The sequence below is a fragment of the Bradyrhizobium sp. BR 1432 genome (assembly GCF_051547705.1).
GTDB lineage: Bacteria > Pseudomonadota > Alphaproteobacteria > Rhizobiales > Xanthobacteraceae > Bradyrhizobium > Bradyrhizobium zhanjiangense.
Genome location: NZ_JBPUGF010000003.1, coordinates 4194306 through 4210061 on the forward strand (window position 1 = coordinate 4194306; position 15756 = coordinate 4210061).

Annotated in this window: 17 protein-coding genes, 1 pseudogene and 1 riboswitch; of the genes and pseudogenes, 6 read left to right on the top strand and 12 right to left on the bottom strand. The window is 63.3% G+C overall.

Annotated elements, in window-relative coordinates; all coding sequences use genetic code 11:
- Positions 1–434 precede the first annotated feature (434 nt).
- Positions 435–869 (top strand): hypothetical protein, encoded by a 435-nt coding sequence (locus ACSKB8_RS20190; protein WP_370989265.1) that lies wholly within the window; start codon positions 435–437, stop codon positions 867–869.
- A gap of 84 nt (positions 870–953) precedes the next feature.
- Here ACSKB8_RS20190 and ACSKB8_RS20195 read toward each other — a convergent pair whose 3' ends face one another.
- From ACSKB8_RS20195 to ACSKB8_RS20205, 3 genes are all read right to left on the bottom strand, one after another.
- Complete coding sequence (locus ACSKB8_RS20195) at positions 954–1649, bottom strand: glutathione S-transferase family protein (protein ID WP_438105911.1); 696 nt, start codon at positions 1647–1649, stop codon at positions 954–956.
- A gap of 250 nt (positions 1650–1899) precedes the next feature.
- A complete protein-coding gene (locus ACSKB8_RS20200) occupies positions 1900–2547 on the bottom strand; it encodes a glutathione S-transferase family protein (RefSeq protein WP_438105913.1) in 648 nt (215 codons plus the stop codon).
- Positions 2548–2986: 439 nt separating this feature from the next.
- Positions 2987–3535: a mismatch-specific DNA-glycosylase gene (locus ACSKB8_RS20205; RefSeq protein WP_438105915.1), complete on the bottom strand. Its 549-nt coding sequence runs from the start codon at positions 3533–3535 to the stop codon at positions 2987–2989.
- A gap of 97 nt (positions 3536–3632) precedes the next feature.
- Between ACSKB8_RS20205 and ACSKB8_RS20210 the strand changes: the two genes are divergently transcribed.
- The gene (locus ACSKB8_RS20210) at positions 3633–4655 is read left to right on the top strand and encodes a hypothetical protein (protein WP_438110900.1); all 1023 of its coding nucleotides are present in this window, start codon (positions 3633–3635) and stop codon (positions 4653–4655) included.
- Positions 4656–4679: 24 nt separating this feature from the next.
- Here the strand turns inward: ACSKB8_RS20210 and ACSKB8_RS20215 are convergent.
- Positions 4680–4855: pseudogene (locus ACSKB8_RS20215) on the bottom strand (mismatch-specific DNA-glycosylase); the annotation flags it as partial.
- 462 nt (positions 4856–5317) lie between these two features.
- On the opposite strand from ACSKB8_RS20215, the gene ACSKB8_RS20220 reads away from it, so the two are divergent.
- Positions 5318–6013 carry a hypothetical protein gene (locus tag ACSKB8_RS20220; RefSeq protein ID WP_438105917.1) on the top strand — a complete coding sequence of 232 codons (696 nt, stop codon included), beginning with the start codon at positions 5318–5320 and terminating at the stop codon, positions 6011–6013.
- 126 nt (positions 6014–6139) lie between these two features.
- Here the strand turns inward: ACSKB8_RS20220 and thiC are convergent, their stop codons facing one another.
- The 6 genes from thiC to ACSKB8_RS20250 all read right to left on the bottom strand — a co-directional run bounded on the left by thiC (position 6140) and on the right by ACSKB8_RS20250 (position 11741).
- Positions 6140–8038: a phosphomethylpyrimidine synthase ThiC gene (gene thiC, locus ACSKB8_RS20225; protein ID WP_438105919.1), complete on the bottom strand. Its 1899-nt coding sequence runs from the start codon at positions 8036–8038 to the stop codon at positions 6140–6142.
- Between the two features lie 170 nt (positions 8039–8208).
- Positions 8209–8817 (bottom strand): thiamine phosphate synthase, encoded by a 609-nt coding sequence (locus tag ACSKB8_RS20230; protein ID WP_438105921.1) that lies wholly within the window; start codon positions 8815–8817, stop codon positions 8209–8211.
- Positions 8804–9586, bottom strand: coding sequence for a thiazole synthase (locus tag ACSKB8_RS20235; protein WP_438105923.1), 783 nt, complete (start codon positions 9584–9586; stop codon positions 8804–8806). The genes ACSKB8_RS20230 and ACSKB8_RS20235 overlap by 14 nt, the downstream gene beginning before the upstream one ends.
- A 169-nt stretch (positions 9587–9755) precedes the next feature.
- Positions 9756–9953, bottom strand: coding sequence for a sulfur carrier protein ThiS (gene thiS, locus ACSKB8_RS20240; RefSeq protein WP_438105925.1), 198 nt, complete (start codon positions 9951–9953; stop codon positions 9756–9758).
- Entirely contained in the window at positions 9944–10954 is a 1011-nt protein-coding gene (locus ACSKB8_RS20245) for an FAD-dependent oxidoreductase (protein WP_438105926.1), read from the bottom strand. Before ACSKB8_RS20245 ends, thiS begins: the two co-directional genes overlap by 10 nt.
- Positions 10942–11070: riboswitch (TPP riboswitch) on the bottom strand. (Overlaps the previous gene by 13 nt.)
- Before the next feature lie 122 nt (positions 11071–11192).
- Positions 11193–11741, bottom strand: a complete 549-nt coding sequence (locus ACSKB8_RS20250; protein ID WP_438105927.1) for a transglycosylase SLT domain-containing protein — start codon at positions 11739–11741, stop codon at positions 11193–11195.
- 229 nt (positions 11742–11970) lie between these two features.
- Between ACSKB8_RS20250 and ACSKB8_RS20255 the strand changes: the two genes are divergently transcribed.
- Complete coding sequence (locus ACSKB8_RS20255) at positions 11971–12171, top strand: hypothetical protein (RefSeq protein ID WP_370989277.1); 201 nt, start codon at positions 11971–11973, stop codon at positions 12169–12171.
- 6 nt (positions 12172–12177) lie between these two features.
- On the opposite strand, the gene ACSKB8_RS20260 is transcribed toward ACSKB8_RS20255, so the two are convergent.
- Complete coding sequence (locus ACSKB8_RS20260) at positions 12178–13497, bottom strand: ATP-binding protein (RefSeq protein ID WP_438105929.1); 1320 nt, start codon at positions 13495–13497, stop codon at positions 12178–12180.
- Positions 13498–13511: 14 nt separating this feature from the next.
- Positions 13512–14252 (bottom strand): response regulator, encoded by a 741-nt coding sequence (locus tag ACSKB8_RS20265; protein WP_091879339.1) that lies wholly within the window; start codon positions 14250–14252, stop codon positions 13512–13514.
- Between the two features lie 180 nt (positions 14253–14432).
- Between ACSKB8_RS20265 and ACSKB8_RS20270 the strand changes: the two genes are divergently transcribed.
- Entirely contained in the window at positions 14433–15005 is a 573-nt protein-coding gene (locus ACSKB8_RS20270) for a hypothetical protein (protein WP_438105932.1), read from the top strand.
- Between the two features lie 227 nt (positions 15006–15232).
- Complete coding sequence (locus ACSKB8_RS20275) at positions 15233–15748, top strand: PRC-barrel domain-containing protein (protein ID WP_370989280.1); 516 nt, start codon at positions 15233–15235, stop codon at positions 15746–15748.
- Positions 15749–15756: the final 8 nt, after the last annotated feature.

The following is a 15756-nucleotide window of genomic DNA, read 5'->3' on the forward strand; positions in this document are numbered from 1 at the left end:
ACAACCCCATGCACAGTAGAAAAGACCAAGCTTATCAGCGCCTTCGGTAAATGCGAAATAAAGATTGACCCGTCGGGCAAAACACCGGCAGAATTGCATGATGGCGAGATTGCCTTTCTGGACCAGACCGCGCCGTCATGCCCCGGCTCGACCGGGGCATCCAGTACGCCGCGGCTTCTCCGTAGATAACAGCTGTCTCTGGAATACTGGATCGCCCGGTCGAAGTGTTCAGCCCGGGGACATGACCGACGGGTGTTCGGGGACATAGCCGGGCGATGACAGTTGAATGCGTTGCCGCATTTCACGCCTCACGCCTCGTGCCTCACTCCTCACTTCTCACACACCGCGCCATCATGTTGCCGCCGCGATCGATCGGATAGATTTGTCGCATCTGATTCGAATCCTGCCTTGAAAAATAGCCCCCGGAGATCCCCATGAAGCTCGCATCCACCTTCCGCGCCGCGCTGGTTGCCATCGTCGCCCTGGCCGGCCTCTCGACGGCGGCCCGGGCCGACAGCGGCTTCGTGACGCTGACGATCTACAAGGCGGGCTGGATCATCGGCGGCTCCGGCGGGAGCGGCGTGCTCAATTTCCGCGGCCGCACCTATGGGCTCTCCACCGGCGGCCTCGACTACGGCCTCGTGTTCGGCGGCTCGAAAACCGTGCTGCGCGGCCGCGTCTCCAACATCAACCGCCCCTCGGATGTTGCCGGCGTCTATGGCGCCGCCGGTGCCGGCCTTGCCGTCGGCGCCGGCGCCCGCGCCATCGTGCTGACCAACCAGAAGGGCGCGGTGCTGGAATTGACCGGCCGGCAGGTCGGGTTGATGGCCAATGCGGACCTCAGCGGGCTTGCGATCACGATGCGGTAGGGGGCGCGTCAATCTGTAGCCCGCATGAGCGACAGCGACATGCGGGTCGGCTCTCGGCCCCGGATGTCGCTTCGCTCATCCGGGCTACGCTGCCGTCACCGCCGCATGAATCCGCTCGCAATGCGCGACGAGGTTTGCGTGCGCATCGACGAAGGCCTTCAGCGGTGTCGGGATCGGAAAATAGTGGATGTTGGCGATGAAGCCGTAGATGCCGGCATCGATGCTGGTGGGCGCCGCGCCATGCACGTAGCCGGCAGCCGGCACGATCTCGGCCAGCACCTTGAGATCGGCAAGCCCTCGCGCATAAGCCTGCTCGGGCGTGTAGCGGCCGATGCCCTGGTAATGATAGCGCTGCGCGTTGTAGGCCTTGGCCTTGTCGAAGCCGGCCGCGTCGATCTGCGGATGCTGCGCGATGAAGGCATCGCGGAATGCCGGATAGAAGCGCTCGTCCTTCCAGCGCGAATACGACATCACCCAGTAGAGATCGTCCAGCATGCGCGTGACGAGATGATTGGTGCGCCGCTGTTCCGGTGCGAGCAAGGCATCGATGGTGAGGAGATATTTTGCGATCGCATGCGCGATGATCGTCTCGCTGTCGCCGACGGTCTCGCCGTCGTCGACGATGTAAGGCAGCTGCCCGCGCGGCGCGGCGGAGGCATCGAAGACGTGCTCGTGCACGAACGGCACGCCCGCGAGCTTGAAGAAGGCATAGACCTTGAGGCCGTAGCCGTTGTTGTCGGCGACGCCGAACAGCTCTGGGTAGGAATAGAGGTTCAGCATGGGCGGCGGCTCCTCTGGGTTGGCGGAGCCTAGAATGCAAGTGCGCCGAGATGGACGCAATGGCCCGCGGAAGTCGTCACATCCACGGTGTCGTCCCGGCGCAGGCCGGGACCCATACCGCGTGATCTATGTGTTGTGGGCGGGCGTAGTACCGAACGACGAGTCTTCGCCAAACCTCTCTCTGGGAGTATGGGTCCCGGCCTGCGCCGGGACGACGACTGAGTGTGCGGCACCATTCCGAACCTTGCCCCTACGAACGCGATGCGGCGTTGAACACCGCCAGCTGCGCCTCGAACGCCCGCCTGAAAGCCGGCCGCGCCTCGCCGCGAGCGACATAGGCGGCGATCTCAGGATATTCACCCAGCAGGCCCGATGTGTTCAACCTGCGCAGCACCGTCACCATCAGGAGATCGCCGGCGCTGAAGGCGCCGTCGAGCCAGTCGGCATCGCCGAGGTGGCGGGACAGTTCGCCGAGCCTGATACGGACGCGATCTTGAAGCATGGGCAGGCGCTCCGCGTACCAGCTCCTGTCGCGCTCGAACAGCATCGCCATGGCGAGCTCGATGATCGGCGGCTCCAGCGTGCTGAGTGCGGCAAACATCCACGCGATCGCGCGGCTTCTCGCATTCGCCTCGACTGGCAGAAGCCCGTCATGACGCTCGGCGATATGGAGCACGATCGCGCCGGACTCGAACAGGGCGAGATCGCCGTCTTCATAGGTCGGAATCTGCCCGAACGGATGCAGTGCACGATGCGCCGGCTGCTTCATCGCCTCGAACGAGAGGAGGCGGACGTCGTAGGGCTGGCCGACTTCCTCCAGCGCCCAACGGACCCGCATGTCGCGCGCCTGTCCTCGGCCACGGTCGGGGGAGTTTTCGAAGGCGGTGATGGTGGGCATCGGGGGCTCCGGGCGTGATGTATCCAGAGGACGAACGGGTGGGGCGGATTCCGACAGGGTACTTCATAGAACCTGTAGCCCGCATGAGCGAAGCGACATGCGGGTCAACCGCCGACCCCGGATATCGCTTCGCTCATCCGGGCTACGAGTTGCCAGCCAATCAACCGGCGTCGTCCTGGCGAAGGCCAGGACCCATACCGCGGAATCTATCGGGTGCGCACGATCGCAGTACCGGACCGCGAGTCTTCGCCAAACTTTTCCCTGGGGTAATGGGTCCTGGCTTTCGCCAGGACGACGAGTGGGCGTGTGGGGTGAGCTGCCCGCCTCGCAAGCGGTCTCGTAGGGTGGGCAAAGGCGCGTTCCTCGCGCGCCGTGCCCACCGCTCTACCGGATTGCGTGGAGAGATGGTGGGCACGGCGCAAGAGCGCCTTTGCGCACCCTACGACTTGATCCACGCCGCCAACTCCCGCCACGGCTCCAGCGTCCAATGACCCGACGCCGCGCCCGACGGCGACGGCAGCACGAACACTTCCACCGGACATTCGTCCCGCTTCTGCCGCCCCAGCGCAATCACGCGCGACGGCCTGCCGTAAAACAAGCTCGCCGCCTTCTTGCTCGTGAACGCAATCGTCCTCGGCCGATATTTTTCGATCTTCGCCCTGAAGCCGGGCAGGTCGATCGTCTCCGTCGCGATCTGGTGATCCATCCCCGCGCCCGTCTTGGACAGATCGGTGAAGCCGATCCCGAGCTCGATCAGCGAAGCAAACTCACCCGGGTGATAGCGCCGCGGCGTGATGCCGGCCTCATGGATCGCGCGCCAGAAGCGATTGCCGGGATGGGCGTAATAGTGCCCGAGTTCGGCCGAACGCGTCGAGGCAGCCGTGCCGACGAAGACGAGGCGGAGGTCGGGGCGGAGTTGGTCGGGAAGGCGGTGGGATGAGAGACCGGGTAGATCAGGTATCCATCTGTTCGTCTCTCGCGCAGCCATCCCATTGACCTTCTTCGCCCAGCGGAGCACGTTGATGTAGTTTCGACAGCGTGCTATCTGAAGTAGTATTAATCCTTGATTTTCAGCGGGTATTGCGATGACAGCTGCTAGTGAAAGAATGCGCAACGAGACTTTATGGAAACTTACTGACGCTCGCTGCGCACAGCTAACAGATTCGATTTCCAACGCCCGAGCCCCATTCTTCCTGGGATTGGCATGGGCGTTTCTGTGGGCATGGGCGCTCTACAATGTGGATGTCGGCTACCTTAATGTTTTTCAAGCGCGATACGAGCGCTTGTCGGCACTCGCGGCATCTCCGGCGCAACCTGACCATGACGAACTCACAAAGAATTGGTGTCCTAAGGTCGCGCCGGGTCTGTACCAGCGTGTAGCCAACATCCCGATGGACGCTGCGACCCCTCAAGACAAACTTGAGCTTTGTAAGTCAATAATCAAGCTTCGACTTGAATGGGTCTCGAAAGGATATCTCGAATCCACCTTGATTACCTTTCCGGGTGGATTTGCAAGGCTGCACATTTCAGACTTGGGTATCGTCGGCCAAACGGGTCTTCTACCGATTCTTGCCTGGGCCTTTTTTGCTATACGGCGAGAAAATCATGCGTTCAGAGCCATAGTTGATATGACGCCTGATTCAAGAAAAGTGGCAGGTTTGTTTCCAAAACGCTTTGATCTCACGCCGAACGATCCATATTTATCGGCAGAGCATTTGGCATATGCCTATCATGCTGTGGCGCAGCGTTTCGTATTCATATTTGCGCGGTACTCGTCTCCTCTTTTAAGTCTCACGCTTCTGCTGTGTGCATTTCCCGCCTTGGTCGCAGGCTGGAATGCCTACACTGACGTAAGGGATATATTCAAGATTGAGTTCTTTGATCCCTCACTCATCGTGAGGACCCTGATCGAAATTGTGCTCTACCTGATCGTCTGCCTCCTGACCTGTCTTTGCGTGAGATACGTTCTCGATTCCACTGTTCTTCTTAACGGGTGGTACTTGGCAGTCCGCGATGTTTGGATGGAGGAGTGGGACGAAACGAACAATGCGAAAGCAGAGCCGGTTACGATAGACGTATCCGAGCAGAAGGCCTTTCCAGGAAAGTAGAGTTCGCGGCGGCAAGAAACCAAGCCAGGATACGTTGCCGGGATCGCCGTAGCCTCCCTAGTTCGGCAGAGCGCGTCGAGGCGGCGGTGCCGACGAATACGAGGCGCAGGTAGGGACGGAGCTGGTCGGGCAGGCGGTGGGGGACGGAGCGGGCAAATCATTTATTCGCAGAGTTGTAGCCGCATAAGCGTCAGCGACATGCGTGGCCGCTGTCAATCCCGGATGTCGCTTCGCTCATCCGGGCTACGTTGGACGAGCTTCCAAGGCTGCACCCGAACTAGGTGCGGCCGGAATCCTAGTTCGGGATTTCTGGTCTTAACTGATTTCTCAGCTAAAGATTGTATATTTGATCCGCAACGGTTTAAGGCGAATCTGACATACTGGGCGCAATCGGAACGCGGGCTAAAAACCAGAGAGATAACTTCTCCGCAGCGGTCGTGCGAGACGTTCGGGATAGGACTGGGAACTTATGTTCACAGCCCGACTGCCGGAAGCCGACCGTCGGAGCGGATAAGTCCACATCTACGGGAGTGAAGATCATCGGTGTCGCCGCTCACATAAGAGCTGCGTCGCGAGGCGGGCCCCGATTCGATGAATCGCAAACTCCAACGGAACGTAGCAGCATCGAAAACGCGATCTGGTTGTGCGCGAGCTGCTCCGTATTGATCGATAAGAACGCTGGGCAGGACTTTTCGGTTGGTAAGCTGGAAGAATGGAAGAGGGGAGCCGAAGCTCGTGCAGCAAAAGCACTGCTATTCGGAGGGTCTTTTCAACGTCCTGATTGGCTAGATCGAATCCATTATGCTCAATTTGTCAATGTGCCGAGACTTGGAGCCATGCTGGGAAAGCCCGATTTGCAGGCATTGCTTGGACTCGATCGAGGATTTCGAGACCAGGGGCTCGAAGTAGGTCGTAAGATGAATTGGGTAGTGTCGGCACTCGTTCGCAGTTCAGTCGAGGCGATTCCGCTCGATGATATCTTACCCCCTGGCGAGGAAATGGTCGGGCAACTCATCTCTTTTGATCATCGTTGCTACACCCGAAACGGTGTTGACGCAGGGACGAAAGTCGAGCCGCGGCTATTGGCTGAATTTGATCCTAATCGTTCGCCGCATTTCTACATCAAGACCGATACTGCAAAGGTTGTCTTTCCGTATGATCCGATATGGGTCACGACCTCGACTGCTTATAGTGATTTCAGAGGAGGACATAGAAGATTCGCGGGAATTGGAGTTGTCAAAGCCATTAGCGATGATGCGGCCGAAGTAACCGTCTCACCGTTGATTGTGGCTTTTCCCAGAAATGAATTCATGCAGGCATTCTACGGGGCAACCTCGTCGTTTGGTGGCTCTGTGTAGGTTGATTGGAGACGTAGGTGTAGGAAGTTGGTGATTGATAGCAATCAGGTGCTCTCGCCTTGACGCAGCTAGCGCCGGGCTTTTGCCCGGCACCTCGTCTGAATTCACACGTCGGAAGCCTGTTGCTCACAACACCCGGTTACTCTCCTTCACCTTCTCCGCATCGAGATACACATTGCTCCCCATCTCCTTGAACTTCTCGCTCATCCTGGCCATGCCGTCTTCGACCGTTCCGGCCATCGACATACCCACGCTGTTCGGATCATTCAGCGTCGCGGCATAGTCCCGCACATCCTGCGTGATCTTCATCGAGCAGAACTTTGGCCCGCACATCGAGCAGAAATGGGCGACCTTGTGGGCTTCCTTCGGCAGGGTCTCGTCGTGGAAGTTCTTGGCGGTATCCGGATCGAGGCCGAGGTTGAACTGGTCGCTCCAGCGGAAGTCGAAGCGGGCGCGCGAGAGCGCGTCGTCGCGCAGTTGCGCCGCCGGGTGGCCCTTGGCGAGATCGGAGGCGTGTGCCGCGATCTTGTAGGTGATGACGCCCACCTTGACGTCGTTGCGGTCGGGCAGGCCGAGATGCTCCTTCGGCGTGACGTAGCAGAGCATGGCGCAGCCGAACCAGCCGATCATGGCGGCACCGATGCCTGACGTGATGTGGTCATAGCCCGGCGCGATGTCGGTGGTCAGCGGCCCAAGCGTGTAGAACGGCGCTTCGCCACACTCCTTGAGCTGCTTGTCCATGTTGATCTTGATCTTGTGCATCGGCACGTGGCCGGGGCCTTCGATCATGACCTGGCAGCCCTTGTCCCAAGCAATCTTGGTGAGCTCGCCGAGCGTTTCCAGTTCCGCGAACTGCGCGCGGTCGTTGGCGTCGGCAATCGAGCCCGGACGCAGGCCGTCGCCGAGCGAGAACGAGACGTCATACTTGCGCATGAGGTCGCAGATCTCGTCGAAATGGGTGTAGAGGAAGCTTTCCTTGTGGTGCGCCAGGCACCACTTCGCCATGATCGAGCCGCCGCGCGAGACGATGCCGGTGACGCGGTTGGCGGTGAGGTGGATGTATTGCAGGCGCACGCCGGCGTGGATGGTGAAATAGTCGACGCCCTGCTCGCACTGCTCGATCAAAGTGTCCTTGTAGAGCTCCCAGGTCAGCGCCACCGGATCGCCGTTGCACTTCTCCAGCGCCTGGTAGATCGGCACGGTGCCGATCGGCACCGGCGAGTTGCGCAAGATCCATTCGCGGGTGGTGTGGATGTTGCGGCCCGTGGAAAGGTCCATGACAGTGTCGGCGCCCCAGCGGATCGCCCACACCATCTTCTCGACCTCTTCCTCGACCGACGACGTCACTGCCGAGTTGCCGATATTGGCGTTGATCTTGGTCAGGAAGTTGCGGCCGATGATCATCGGCTCGAGCTCGGAGTGGTTGATGTTGGAGGGGATGATGGCGCGGCCGCGCGCGATCTCGTCGCGCACGAACTCCGGCGTGATGAAGGCGGGCACCGCGGCGCCAAAGCTTTCGCCATCGGCGAGGGCGGCTTCAGCACGCTCGAGCTGTGCCTTTCGGCCGAGATTTTCGCGGGCGGCGACGTAGATCATCTCCTTGGTGATGATGCCGGCGCGGGCGAATTCGAGCTGGGTCACCTTGTGGCCGTCGAGGCCGCGTAAGGGTTTGTGATAGGCCGAGAAGGCGCGCGCAGCCTTGTCGGTCGAGACGCTGCCGTTGTCTTCCGGCTTGATCTGCCGGCCCTCATATTCCTCGACGCCGCCGCGCTCCAGCACCCATTGCTTGCGATTGCGGGCAAGGCCGGCGTTGACGTCGATGGTGACGCTCGGGTCGGTGTAGGGGCCCGAGGTGTCATAGACCGGCAGGTTCGGTTCGCCGGCACCTTCGGAGAGAATGATCTCGCGCAAGGGCACGCGCAGGTCGGGCGCGGCATCGGGCGATGCGAAGATCTTTCGCGAGGAGGGAAGCGGGCCGGTGGTGACGGCGGGGATGGTCTTGTCGGGGTTGGAGCGGATGTTCATGGGGGCCTCCGTTTAATTCGTATGCGTGTGCGTCTGAGCGACGCTGGCGACGACGTTCTCCGTCATTGCGAGCGCAGCGAAGCAATCCAGAAATGTTTCCGTGGAAGCAGTCTGGATTGCTTCGTCGCAAGGGCTCCTCGCAATGACGGGTGGAGAGAGCGGGACATGCATCACGCAGCCTCCACCGTTAGGCCGAGCCATTGCCGCACGCGGGCATCGGGATCGGCGTTCTGGGTGACGTCGCTGACGACGGCGATGGAATCCGCGCCTGCGGCAAAGATCTCGGCGGCGTGCTCGAACTTGATGCCGCCGATCGCGACCAGCGGAATGTTGCCGATGCTTTGCTTCCACTCCGTGATTTTTGGAATGCCCTGCGGCTCGAAGCGCATCGATTTGAGCGTGGTGAAGAAGATCGGGCCCAGCGCGACGTAATCGGGCTTGGCTTTGAGCGCGGTCGCAAGCTCGTCGTCGTCATGGGTGGAGATGCCGAGCGACAGCCCGGCCTCGCGGATGGCCTTGAGGTCGGCGTCGGCGAGATCCTCCTGGCCGAGATGCAGATATTTTGCGCCGGCAACGACCGCCGCGCGCCAATAGTCGTTCACGACGAGCTTGGTCTGCGTGTCCTTGGTGATCGCCAGTGCGTCGGTGACGATCTGCAGCGCGTCGGCGTCGTTCAGCTCTTTGGCGCGCAGCTGGATGGTGCCGACGCCGAGCTTGGTCAGGCGTTCGACCCATTTAAGGCTGTCGACGACGGGATAGAAACGATCAGGATACGGCATGCCAGAACGGGGTCCCAACGACAGGAGTGGAGGGGGAGGCGAAGTCGCGGGCGTTCATCAGCCCGGCCTCGTAAGCGGTGCGGCCGGCCTCGATGCCGAGGCGGAAGGCGTTGGCCATCGCGACCGGATCGGCGGCCTTGGCGATCGCGGTGTTGAGCAGCACGGCGTCGTAGCCGAGTTCGAGCGCGTGCGCGGCGTGCGAGGGCGCCCCTAAGCCGGCGTCGACCACCAGCGTGATGTCGGGCAGTCGCTCGCGCAGCAGTTTGAGGGCATCGCGATTGATGATCCCCTTGGCGCTGCCGATTGGGGCTGCCCACGGCATCACAACCTTGCAGCCGGCATCAACCAGGCGGTTGGCGACCGAGAGATCCTCGGTGCAATAGGGGAAGACCTCAAAGCCGTCCTTGATCAGGATGCTGGCGGCCTCGACCAGGCCGACGACGTCGGGCTGCAGCGTGTCGTTGTCGGCGATCACTTCGAGCTTGATCCAGCTGGTCCCGAACAATTCGCGGGCGAGCTTGGACGTGGTGACCGCCTCGCGCACGCTGCGGCAGCCGGCGGTGTTCGGCAGCACGGTGACGTCGAGCTCGCGGATCAGCTTCCAGAAGGCATCCCCGGTCTTGCCGCCGGCGGCCTCGCGGCGGAGCGACACCGTGACGATGTTGGAGCCGGAGGCGCGGATCGCGGCCTGCATGATCGCGGGCGAGGGATAGAGCGCGCTGCCGATCAGGAGGCGGGAGGCGAAGGTCTTGCCGTAGAAGGTCACCATGTCGGTGTTTCCTCAAATGCAATTGTCGTCCCGGCGAAGGCCGGGACCCATACCGCGTGATTACGCTTGGGGCAGGCGGGGAGAGATCGGTCGCCACAACGCAAGCCTGTGGTTATGGGTCCCGGCCTTCGCCGGGACGACTCGTGGAGAGAGCGTGCCTTCATCTCCCTCACCCTCCCTGCCGCGGCGTGATGATCTCGATCTCGTCGCCGGCCTTCAGCGGCGTCTCCGCCCAGCGGCTTTTCGGCACGACGTCGTAGTTGAGCGCGATGGCGAAATGGGTGCCCTCGTAGTCGAGCTCGGTGAGCAGCGCATCGACGCTGACTGAAGCCACTTCGCGCTGCTCGCCGTTGACGATCACCCGCACTGCATCACCTCGTTGTCGATCTGGCCGCGCTGAACGTAGGCAAGCGTCAGCTCGGCGAGCGCCGGCGCGAGCAGGAAGCCGTGACGGTAGAGCCCGTTGACACTGATCTTGCCGTCGCGAATGCCGATGCGTGGCAAATTGTCGGGAAAAGCGGGGCGCAGGCCGGAGCCGAATTCGACGATGCGGGCTTCGCCGAAGGCAGGGTGCACGGCATAGGCGGCCCCTAACAGCTCCAGCGCCGAGCGGACGCTGACGCCGGTGTCCTCGGCCTCGATCGAGGTCGCGCCCAACATGAACAGATGGTCCTCGCGCGGGATCACGTAGAGCGGCCAGCGCGGATGGATCAGCCGCACCGGACGCGCAAGCTGCACCTCGCCTGTCTCGATCAGGATCATCTCGCCCTTGACGCCGCGTAAGTCAGGCTGCTCGTCGCGCGCGGAAAGGCCGCGGCAGTCGATCACGATGCCGTCGAGATCTTTGGCTGAAACGTCGCTGGAGAATTTGATGGTGCCGCCGGCGGCGCGGATGCGCTCGTGCAGCTTGGGCAGCACGCGGCGCGGCTCGACATGGCCCTCGCTCGGGAAGAACAGGGCCTCGCGGAAGCGGCCCTCCAGCGACGGCTCCAGCGCGGCGAGGCCGGCGGCATCGAGCCGCTCGTGGCCCTCGGTCATCCGGGCAAAGCGCTCGAAATCGTTGCGCTCGCGGGGATGGGCGACGACGAGCGAGCCGTTGAACGGCGTTTCCGGCAATTCGCGGCGCCAGATGTCGAGGGAGCGCAGGCCGAGGCGGCTGATGATGGGTTCGGCGACCTCCGCCTCGCAATAGGGCGCGAGCATGCCGCCGGCCCAATGGCTGGTGGCGTCGGTCATGGCGGCGTCACCACGCTCGTGTAACGTCACGGCATGGCCGGCCTGCGCGAACAGCAAGGCCTGCCAAGCCCCCGCGATGCCTGCGCCGATGATGGATACCGGTGAATCCGGTCGCTTGGTGGTCTGGTACATCCCTGTCCCTTCGCCGGCATGACCCGGATCAGGTTCAAAGGGTCACCGCGGTCCTGGGCGGTATTGCCCATTTAGCGGTATCTCAGCTCCTCCTCGGAGCACCCCTCGGAACGGCTCTAATGTATGCCAGTGGGAGCTGGTGTCAACGCGCTAGGCGGGAACCGGGCCGTTCGTGGCGCATCGAAGACGCGCGTGATCGCGCTCTTGGCACGCTGCAGCGCGTCCGGGACACGCGGAGTTACTTCAAAGCCTGCGCCCGGGCGTTGCGGACGCGCTGGGCCAGCTTCCTGTGCGGGGCGGTGCCGAACATCGGCTGCGGGTTGCCGTTCGGCTCGAGCCAGGTCTCGCCCATATTGGTCTCGCCCATCGTGGCGACCTGCACGGTCTCCTGCCGCTGCCGCTTTGCAACGTAGTAATAGCCGCCCGCGAAATAACGCACGGCTCGGGCGTGGTCGCCATTGGCGGCGCGATAGGCGCCGGCGAGATATCTGACCGCATAAGTGAGATTGGTGTTGGGATCGCGCAGGCCCGCGGCATCGCCGGTGTAGCCGACCCCGCGGGCGGTCGCGAGCTTGATCTGCATCAGCCCGATGGTGCCGCCGCGACCGACCAGGCCGGGCTGATAGCGGCTCTCGCGCATGATTACGCGGTGCACCAGCGCCTCCGGCACGCCGTTGGCGCGGGCATGGGCCGCGACCATCTCGGCATATTCGGCTTCGCCGGCGAATGCGGCCTGCGGCAATGTCAATCCGGCCGCGAGCAGCGCGGCAATGCGTAAAATCTTCATCGAAATATTCCTTGGCAGAACGGACCTGCACCGGTGCGGGTTAGGCCGTGGGAACACGGCGATGATGTGGCGAAACGCCGCCTCCGGCGATTTTCGTTGGGCCGTCGCTTTTACGACTCAAACCTAGGTTAAGTTTGGAGCTGGTGGGGCGCCTTACGCGACAGCTGGTCTGTCCATTCGTGTCTCCGCCCAAAAATCGCTCGTCAAAACAGCATGCGGGAGGACGTCCATGACCCCGGCAGACATCGACGACATTCCCACACAGAACCCCTGTGCACAGTGCGGCACGCCAATTCCGTTCCCGGACTGGATCGAGCCGGGCGAAGGCCGCGTTTCCTATCTCTGGAGTTGCCACGCCTGCGGCTACCGCTTCGAGGCGGTGGCGATCTTCGAGCGTGAGGCTGTCGAGCACCCGCCGCTCGCGGCTTGATCCGCGCTACGCCGCCAGCCGCGGCTCCTGCCAGATTGGCAATTGCATCCGCACGATCAAGCCATGCGGCTCGCGGTCGTGCAGCGACAGCTCGCCACCATGGGCGAGCGCGATCGCGCGCGCGATCGACAGGCCGAGCCCGAAGCCGGTGGACTCGTCCATGGTGCGCGCATCGTCGCCGCGCACGAACGGCTCAAGCATCTCCTGCTTGCGGGCATCCGAGATGCCGGGGCCATCGTCCTCGACGTCGATGATCAGTGTCGTGCCCGAGACGTCGAGGCGGATCGTCACTTCGGCGCCGAAGCGCACCGCGTTCTCGACGAGGTTGGTGACGCCGCGATGCAGATCGTCGGGCCGCGCGGCGGCGGTCGCGGACGCCGGCCCGTCATAATGCACGGCGTGGCCCATGTCGCCGAACTGGTCGGCGACGAGCTGCAGCGTGCTGGCGATGTCGACCAGCGTCACCGCCTCGATCTTGCGGTCGTTGCGCAGCAGCGACAGCACGGATTCCAGCATCGAGCGCATCTGGTCGAGGTCGATCAGCATGCGCTTGCGGTTGCCTTCGTCCTCGATGAACTCGGCGCGCAGCCTCAGGCGCGTGATCGGCGTGCGCAGATCGTGGCTGATCGCGGCCAGCATCCGCGTGCGATCCGACATCAGCCGCGCGATCCGCTCGTGCATGCGGTTGAGCGCGCGCGCGACCGAACGGATCTCCTCCGGGCCGCGCTCGGGCAGCGGCTCGGCGGTGCCGTCCAGGCTGAAATTCTCCGCGGCCTTGGCGAAGGACGACAGCGGCGCGGCCAGCGCACGCGCCGCCCACAGGCCGAGCACGGTGATACAGATGAAGGCGGTCATCAGCGTCACCAGCCATGGTGCGCCCCAGAACCACGGCCGCGGGCCGCCGTCGACGCGGCCGGCGATCACTGCGCCGTCGGGCAATTCGACGCCGACGCGGTGCGCGCGACCCTCGGCGGCGAGCTGCATCACCTTGTAGCCGCGCCCGAGATGACGGCGCATCCCGAACAGGTGGGCGCCGTCGCCTGACTCGATCACCGACCCGGGGGCGAGCATCTCGATGCCGAGCCTGGGGAAGGCGCGCGCGAGGTCGGCGACGAGGCGCGGTCGCTCGCTGGCATCGGCCGCGCCGAGCAGCAGCGCAGCATCGGTCAATTGATGGGCGCCGTCCGGCGGCGTGTCGGGGCGGTCCGGCCGGCTGATCAGGAAGGCGGTGGTGACGACGAGATGCAGCGCGACGGTCGAAGCCAGCACCAGCGCGGCGATCTGCCCGCCGATCCCATTGAGGTGGAAGAACCCGAACGGCTTCATCGTCGGCGCGCCCTTCAGCTGCTCAGGGGCGCGGTCACCGCTTCCGTCCTCGGCGTGAACAGATAGCCGCCGGAGCGCACCGTCTTGATGATGGTGGGATCGGCCGGATTGGGCTCGATCTTGCGGCGGATGCGGCTGACCAGCACGTCGATGGAGCGCTCGAACGAGCCGGTGTTGCGGCCCTGCGTGAGGTCGAGCAGGCTGTCGCGCGACAGCACGCGGCCGGGCCGCTCGCAGAATGTCCTGAGCAGATCGAATTCGGCACTGGTCACCGCGACGCGCGCGCCTTCCGGATTGCGCAATTCGCGCAGGCGCAGATCGATGCGCCAGCCCTCGAAGGCCAGCGTGGAGGCGCCTTCGATCGTGCTCGCCGCCTGCGCGGCGGCCTGGCGGCGCAGCACCGCGTTGATGCGGGCGAGCAGCTCGCGCGGGTTGAACGGTTTCGGCAGATAATCGTCCGCGCCCATCTCGAGGCCGACGATGCGGTCGACATCCTCGCCGCGCGCGGTCAGCATGATGATCGGCGTCTGCGCCTCCGCGCGCACCTTGCGGCACAGGCTGAGGCCGTCCTCGCCCGGCAGCATGACGTCGAGGATGATCAGGTCGACGCGATGGTCGGCCATGGCGCGCGACATCTCGCGGCCGTCGCTCACGGCGGTGACGTTGCAGGCGTTGTTGCGCAGGTACTTCGCAATCAACGTCCGGGTTTCGCGGTCGTCCTCGACGACCAGGATGTTGGGATTGGGAATGGCCATGCGCTTTGTTTGTCCAAGATTTGGGCCAAATGGCGAAGATTTTTGTTTCAGAGTGTTTCCAGCGGCCCCGTCGCAATGCCGGGACATGACCGGGCAGTGGAGCGGCAAGATCTCGTTAAGGCCGTTAACCATACCGTGGCGCCGTTCGCCACGAAACCCCGCAAGATCCACGGAGCCATCATGACCTCGATTTCGGCGGCCTCCGCCGGCAGCTATCAGTCGCCGCTGCAGCGGCTGCAGCAGGAATTGCAATCGCAAGTCTCCGCCGGCACGATCTCGTCGTCGGACCAGTCCGCGCTGTCAACGGCGCTGACCGACATCGACACCGCACTCCAGCAGAGCCGGTCGAGCGACCAATCGAGCGGCACGCGTCCCTCTAAGGACGAGATGCAGTCGAAGATCGACGACCTCATCTCGAACGAGGTGTCGAACGGGACGCTGACCTCGGATCAGGCCGAGGAGCTGAAGAGCGTGTTTCAGTCCGCGTTCGCCAATGGCCCCGGCGGGGCGGGTGGCCCCGGTGGGGCAGGCGGACCGCCGCCCGGCCCGCCGCCGGATGATGCTAATTCGGATTCGTCGACGACCACGGATGCGGCCAGCAGCACGTCGGCTGACGCGACGACCGCGGAAATCCTCCAGCAATTCCTCCAGGCGCTGCAGCAATCGCAATCATCGGCGTCGTCCTACGGTGCCAATGGCAGCGCGTCGAGCGGCTCGAGCTTCTCCGCGCTCCTGATCGACTACAAGAGCTGACCTGGGCGACGCTGGGTCGGCGCGTTCCCCGCCGCGATCATGCTTCACCCAGGGCGCATGATCGTCGGCGGGGAACCGTGCGCCGCAATATGTTCCTGGATGACGCAGGAGCGTGCCTTGCCGTGATTTTCGGCTTCGCGCATTGCGCAACGAAATTGCCGCCCGCACGGAACCGCGCGTGATCAGCGCTGTTTTCTCCGCACGAGGTTTGTGAAGGAGAGGACAACATGATGAAGTCGATCGTTGCCGGCCTCGCCGGCACAGTACTGCTTGCGACCGCGGCGTTCGCGCAAGCACCGACCGCCACCACCGACAAGGCGCCGACCGCGGCTACCGCCACGACGACGAGCGCGTCCGACCAGTGGCGCGTGTCGAAAATGTCGGGCGTGAAGGTCTATAACGAGGCCAACGAGAACATCGGCTCGATCAACGACCTCTTGATGGACAAGAACGGTAACATCAAGATCGCCGTGATCGGCGTCGGCGGCTTCCTCGGCATGGGCGAGCATCTGGTCGCGGTGCCCTACGAGAAGCTGAAGTTCACCAACGAGGCCATCGCCTACAGCGCCCCGGCCACCAGCCCGCCCGGCCGGCCGGCCTCGACCACGACGACTGGCGCAGCGACCGGAACCGACAAGACCGCGACAACCTCGTCCGCGTCGAAATGGTATCCGGATCATGCCGTGTTCAACGCCAGCAAGGACGAGCTGAAGGGCATGCCCGAGTTCAAGTACTCGGAGTAATGCGGCTC

Excerpts from the sequence above, each read along its gene's own strand:
- ACSKB8_RS20190 (WP_370989265.1), top strand. The coding sequence starts at position 435 with ATGAAGCTCGCATCCACCTTCCGCGCCGCGCTGGTTGCCATCGTCGCC.
- ACSKB8_RS20195 (WP_438105911.1), bottom strand. The coding sequence starts at position 1,649 with ATGCTGAACCTCTATTCCTACCCAGAGCTGTTCGGCGTCGCCGACAAC.
- ACSKB8_RS20200 (WP_438105913.1), bottom strand. The coding sequence starts at position 2,547 with ATGCCCACCATCACCGCCTTCGAAAACTCCCCCGACCGTGGCCGAGGA.
- ACSKB8_RS20205 (WP_438105915.1), bottom strand. The coding sequence starts at position 3,535 with ATGGCTGCGCGAGAGACGAACAGATGGATACCTGATCTACCCGGTCTC.
- ACSKB8_RS20210 (WP_438110900.1), top strand. The coding sequence starts at position 3,633 with ATGACAGCTGCTAGTGAAAGAATGCGCAACGAGACTTTATGGAAACTT.
- thiC (WP_438105919.1), bottom strand. The coding sequence starts at position 8,038 with ATGAACATCCGCTCCAACCCCGACAAGACCATCCCCGCCGTCACCACC.
- ACSKB8_RS20230 (WP_438105921.1), bottom strand. The coding sequence starts at position 8,817 with ATGCCGTATCCTGATCGTTTCTATCCCGTCGTCGACAGCCTTAAATGG.
- ACSKB8_RS20235 (WP_438105923.1), bottom strand. The coding sequence starts at position 9,586 with ATGGTGACCTTCTACGGCAAGACCTTCGCCTCCCGCCTCCTGATCGGC.
- ACSKB8_RS20245 (WP_438105926.1), bottom strand. The coding sequence starts at position 10,954 with ATGTACCAGACCACCAAGCGACCGGATTCACCGGTATCCATCATCGGC.
- ACSKB8_RS20250 (WP_438105927.1), bottom strand. The coding sequence starts at position 11,741 with ATGAAGATTTTACGCATTGCCGCGCTGCTCGCGGCCGGATTGACATTG.
- ACSKB8_RS20255 (WP_370989277.1), top strand. The coding sequence starts at position 11,971 with ATGACCCCGGCAGACATCGACGACATTCCCACACAGAACCCCTGTGCA.
- ACSKB8_RS20260 (WP_438105929.1), bottom strand. The coding sequence starts at position 13,497 with ATGAAGCCGTTCGGGTTCTTCCACCTCAATGGGATCGGCGGGCAGATC.
- ACSKB8_RS20265 (WP_091879339.1), bottom strand. The coding sequence starts at position 14,252 with ATGGCCATTCCCAATCCCAACATCCTGGTCGTCGAGGACGACCGCGAA.
- ACSKB8_RS20270 (WP_438105932.1), top strand. The coding sequence starts at position 14,433 with ATGACCTCGATTTCGGCGGCCTCCGCCGGCAGCTATCAGTCGCCGCTG.
- ACSKB8_RS20275 (WP_370989280.1), top strand. The coding sequence starts at position 15,233 with ATGATGAAGTCGATCGTTGCCGGCCTCGCCGGCACAGTACTGCTTGCG.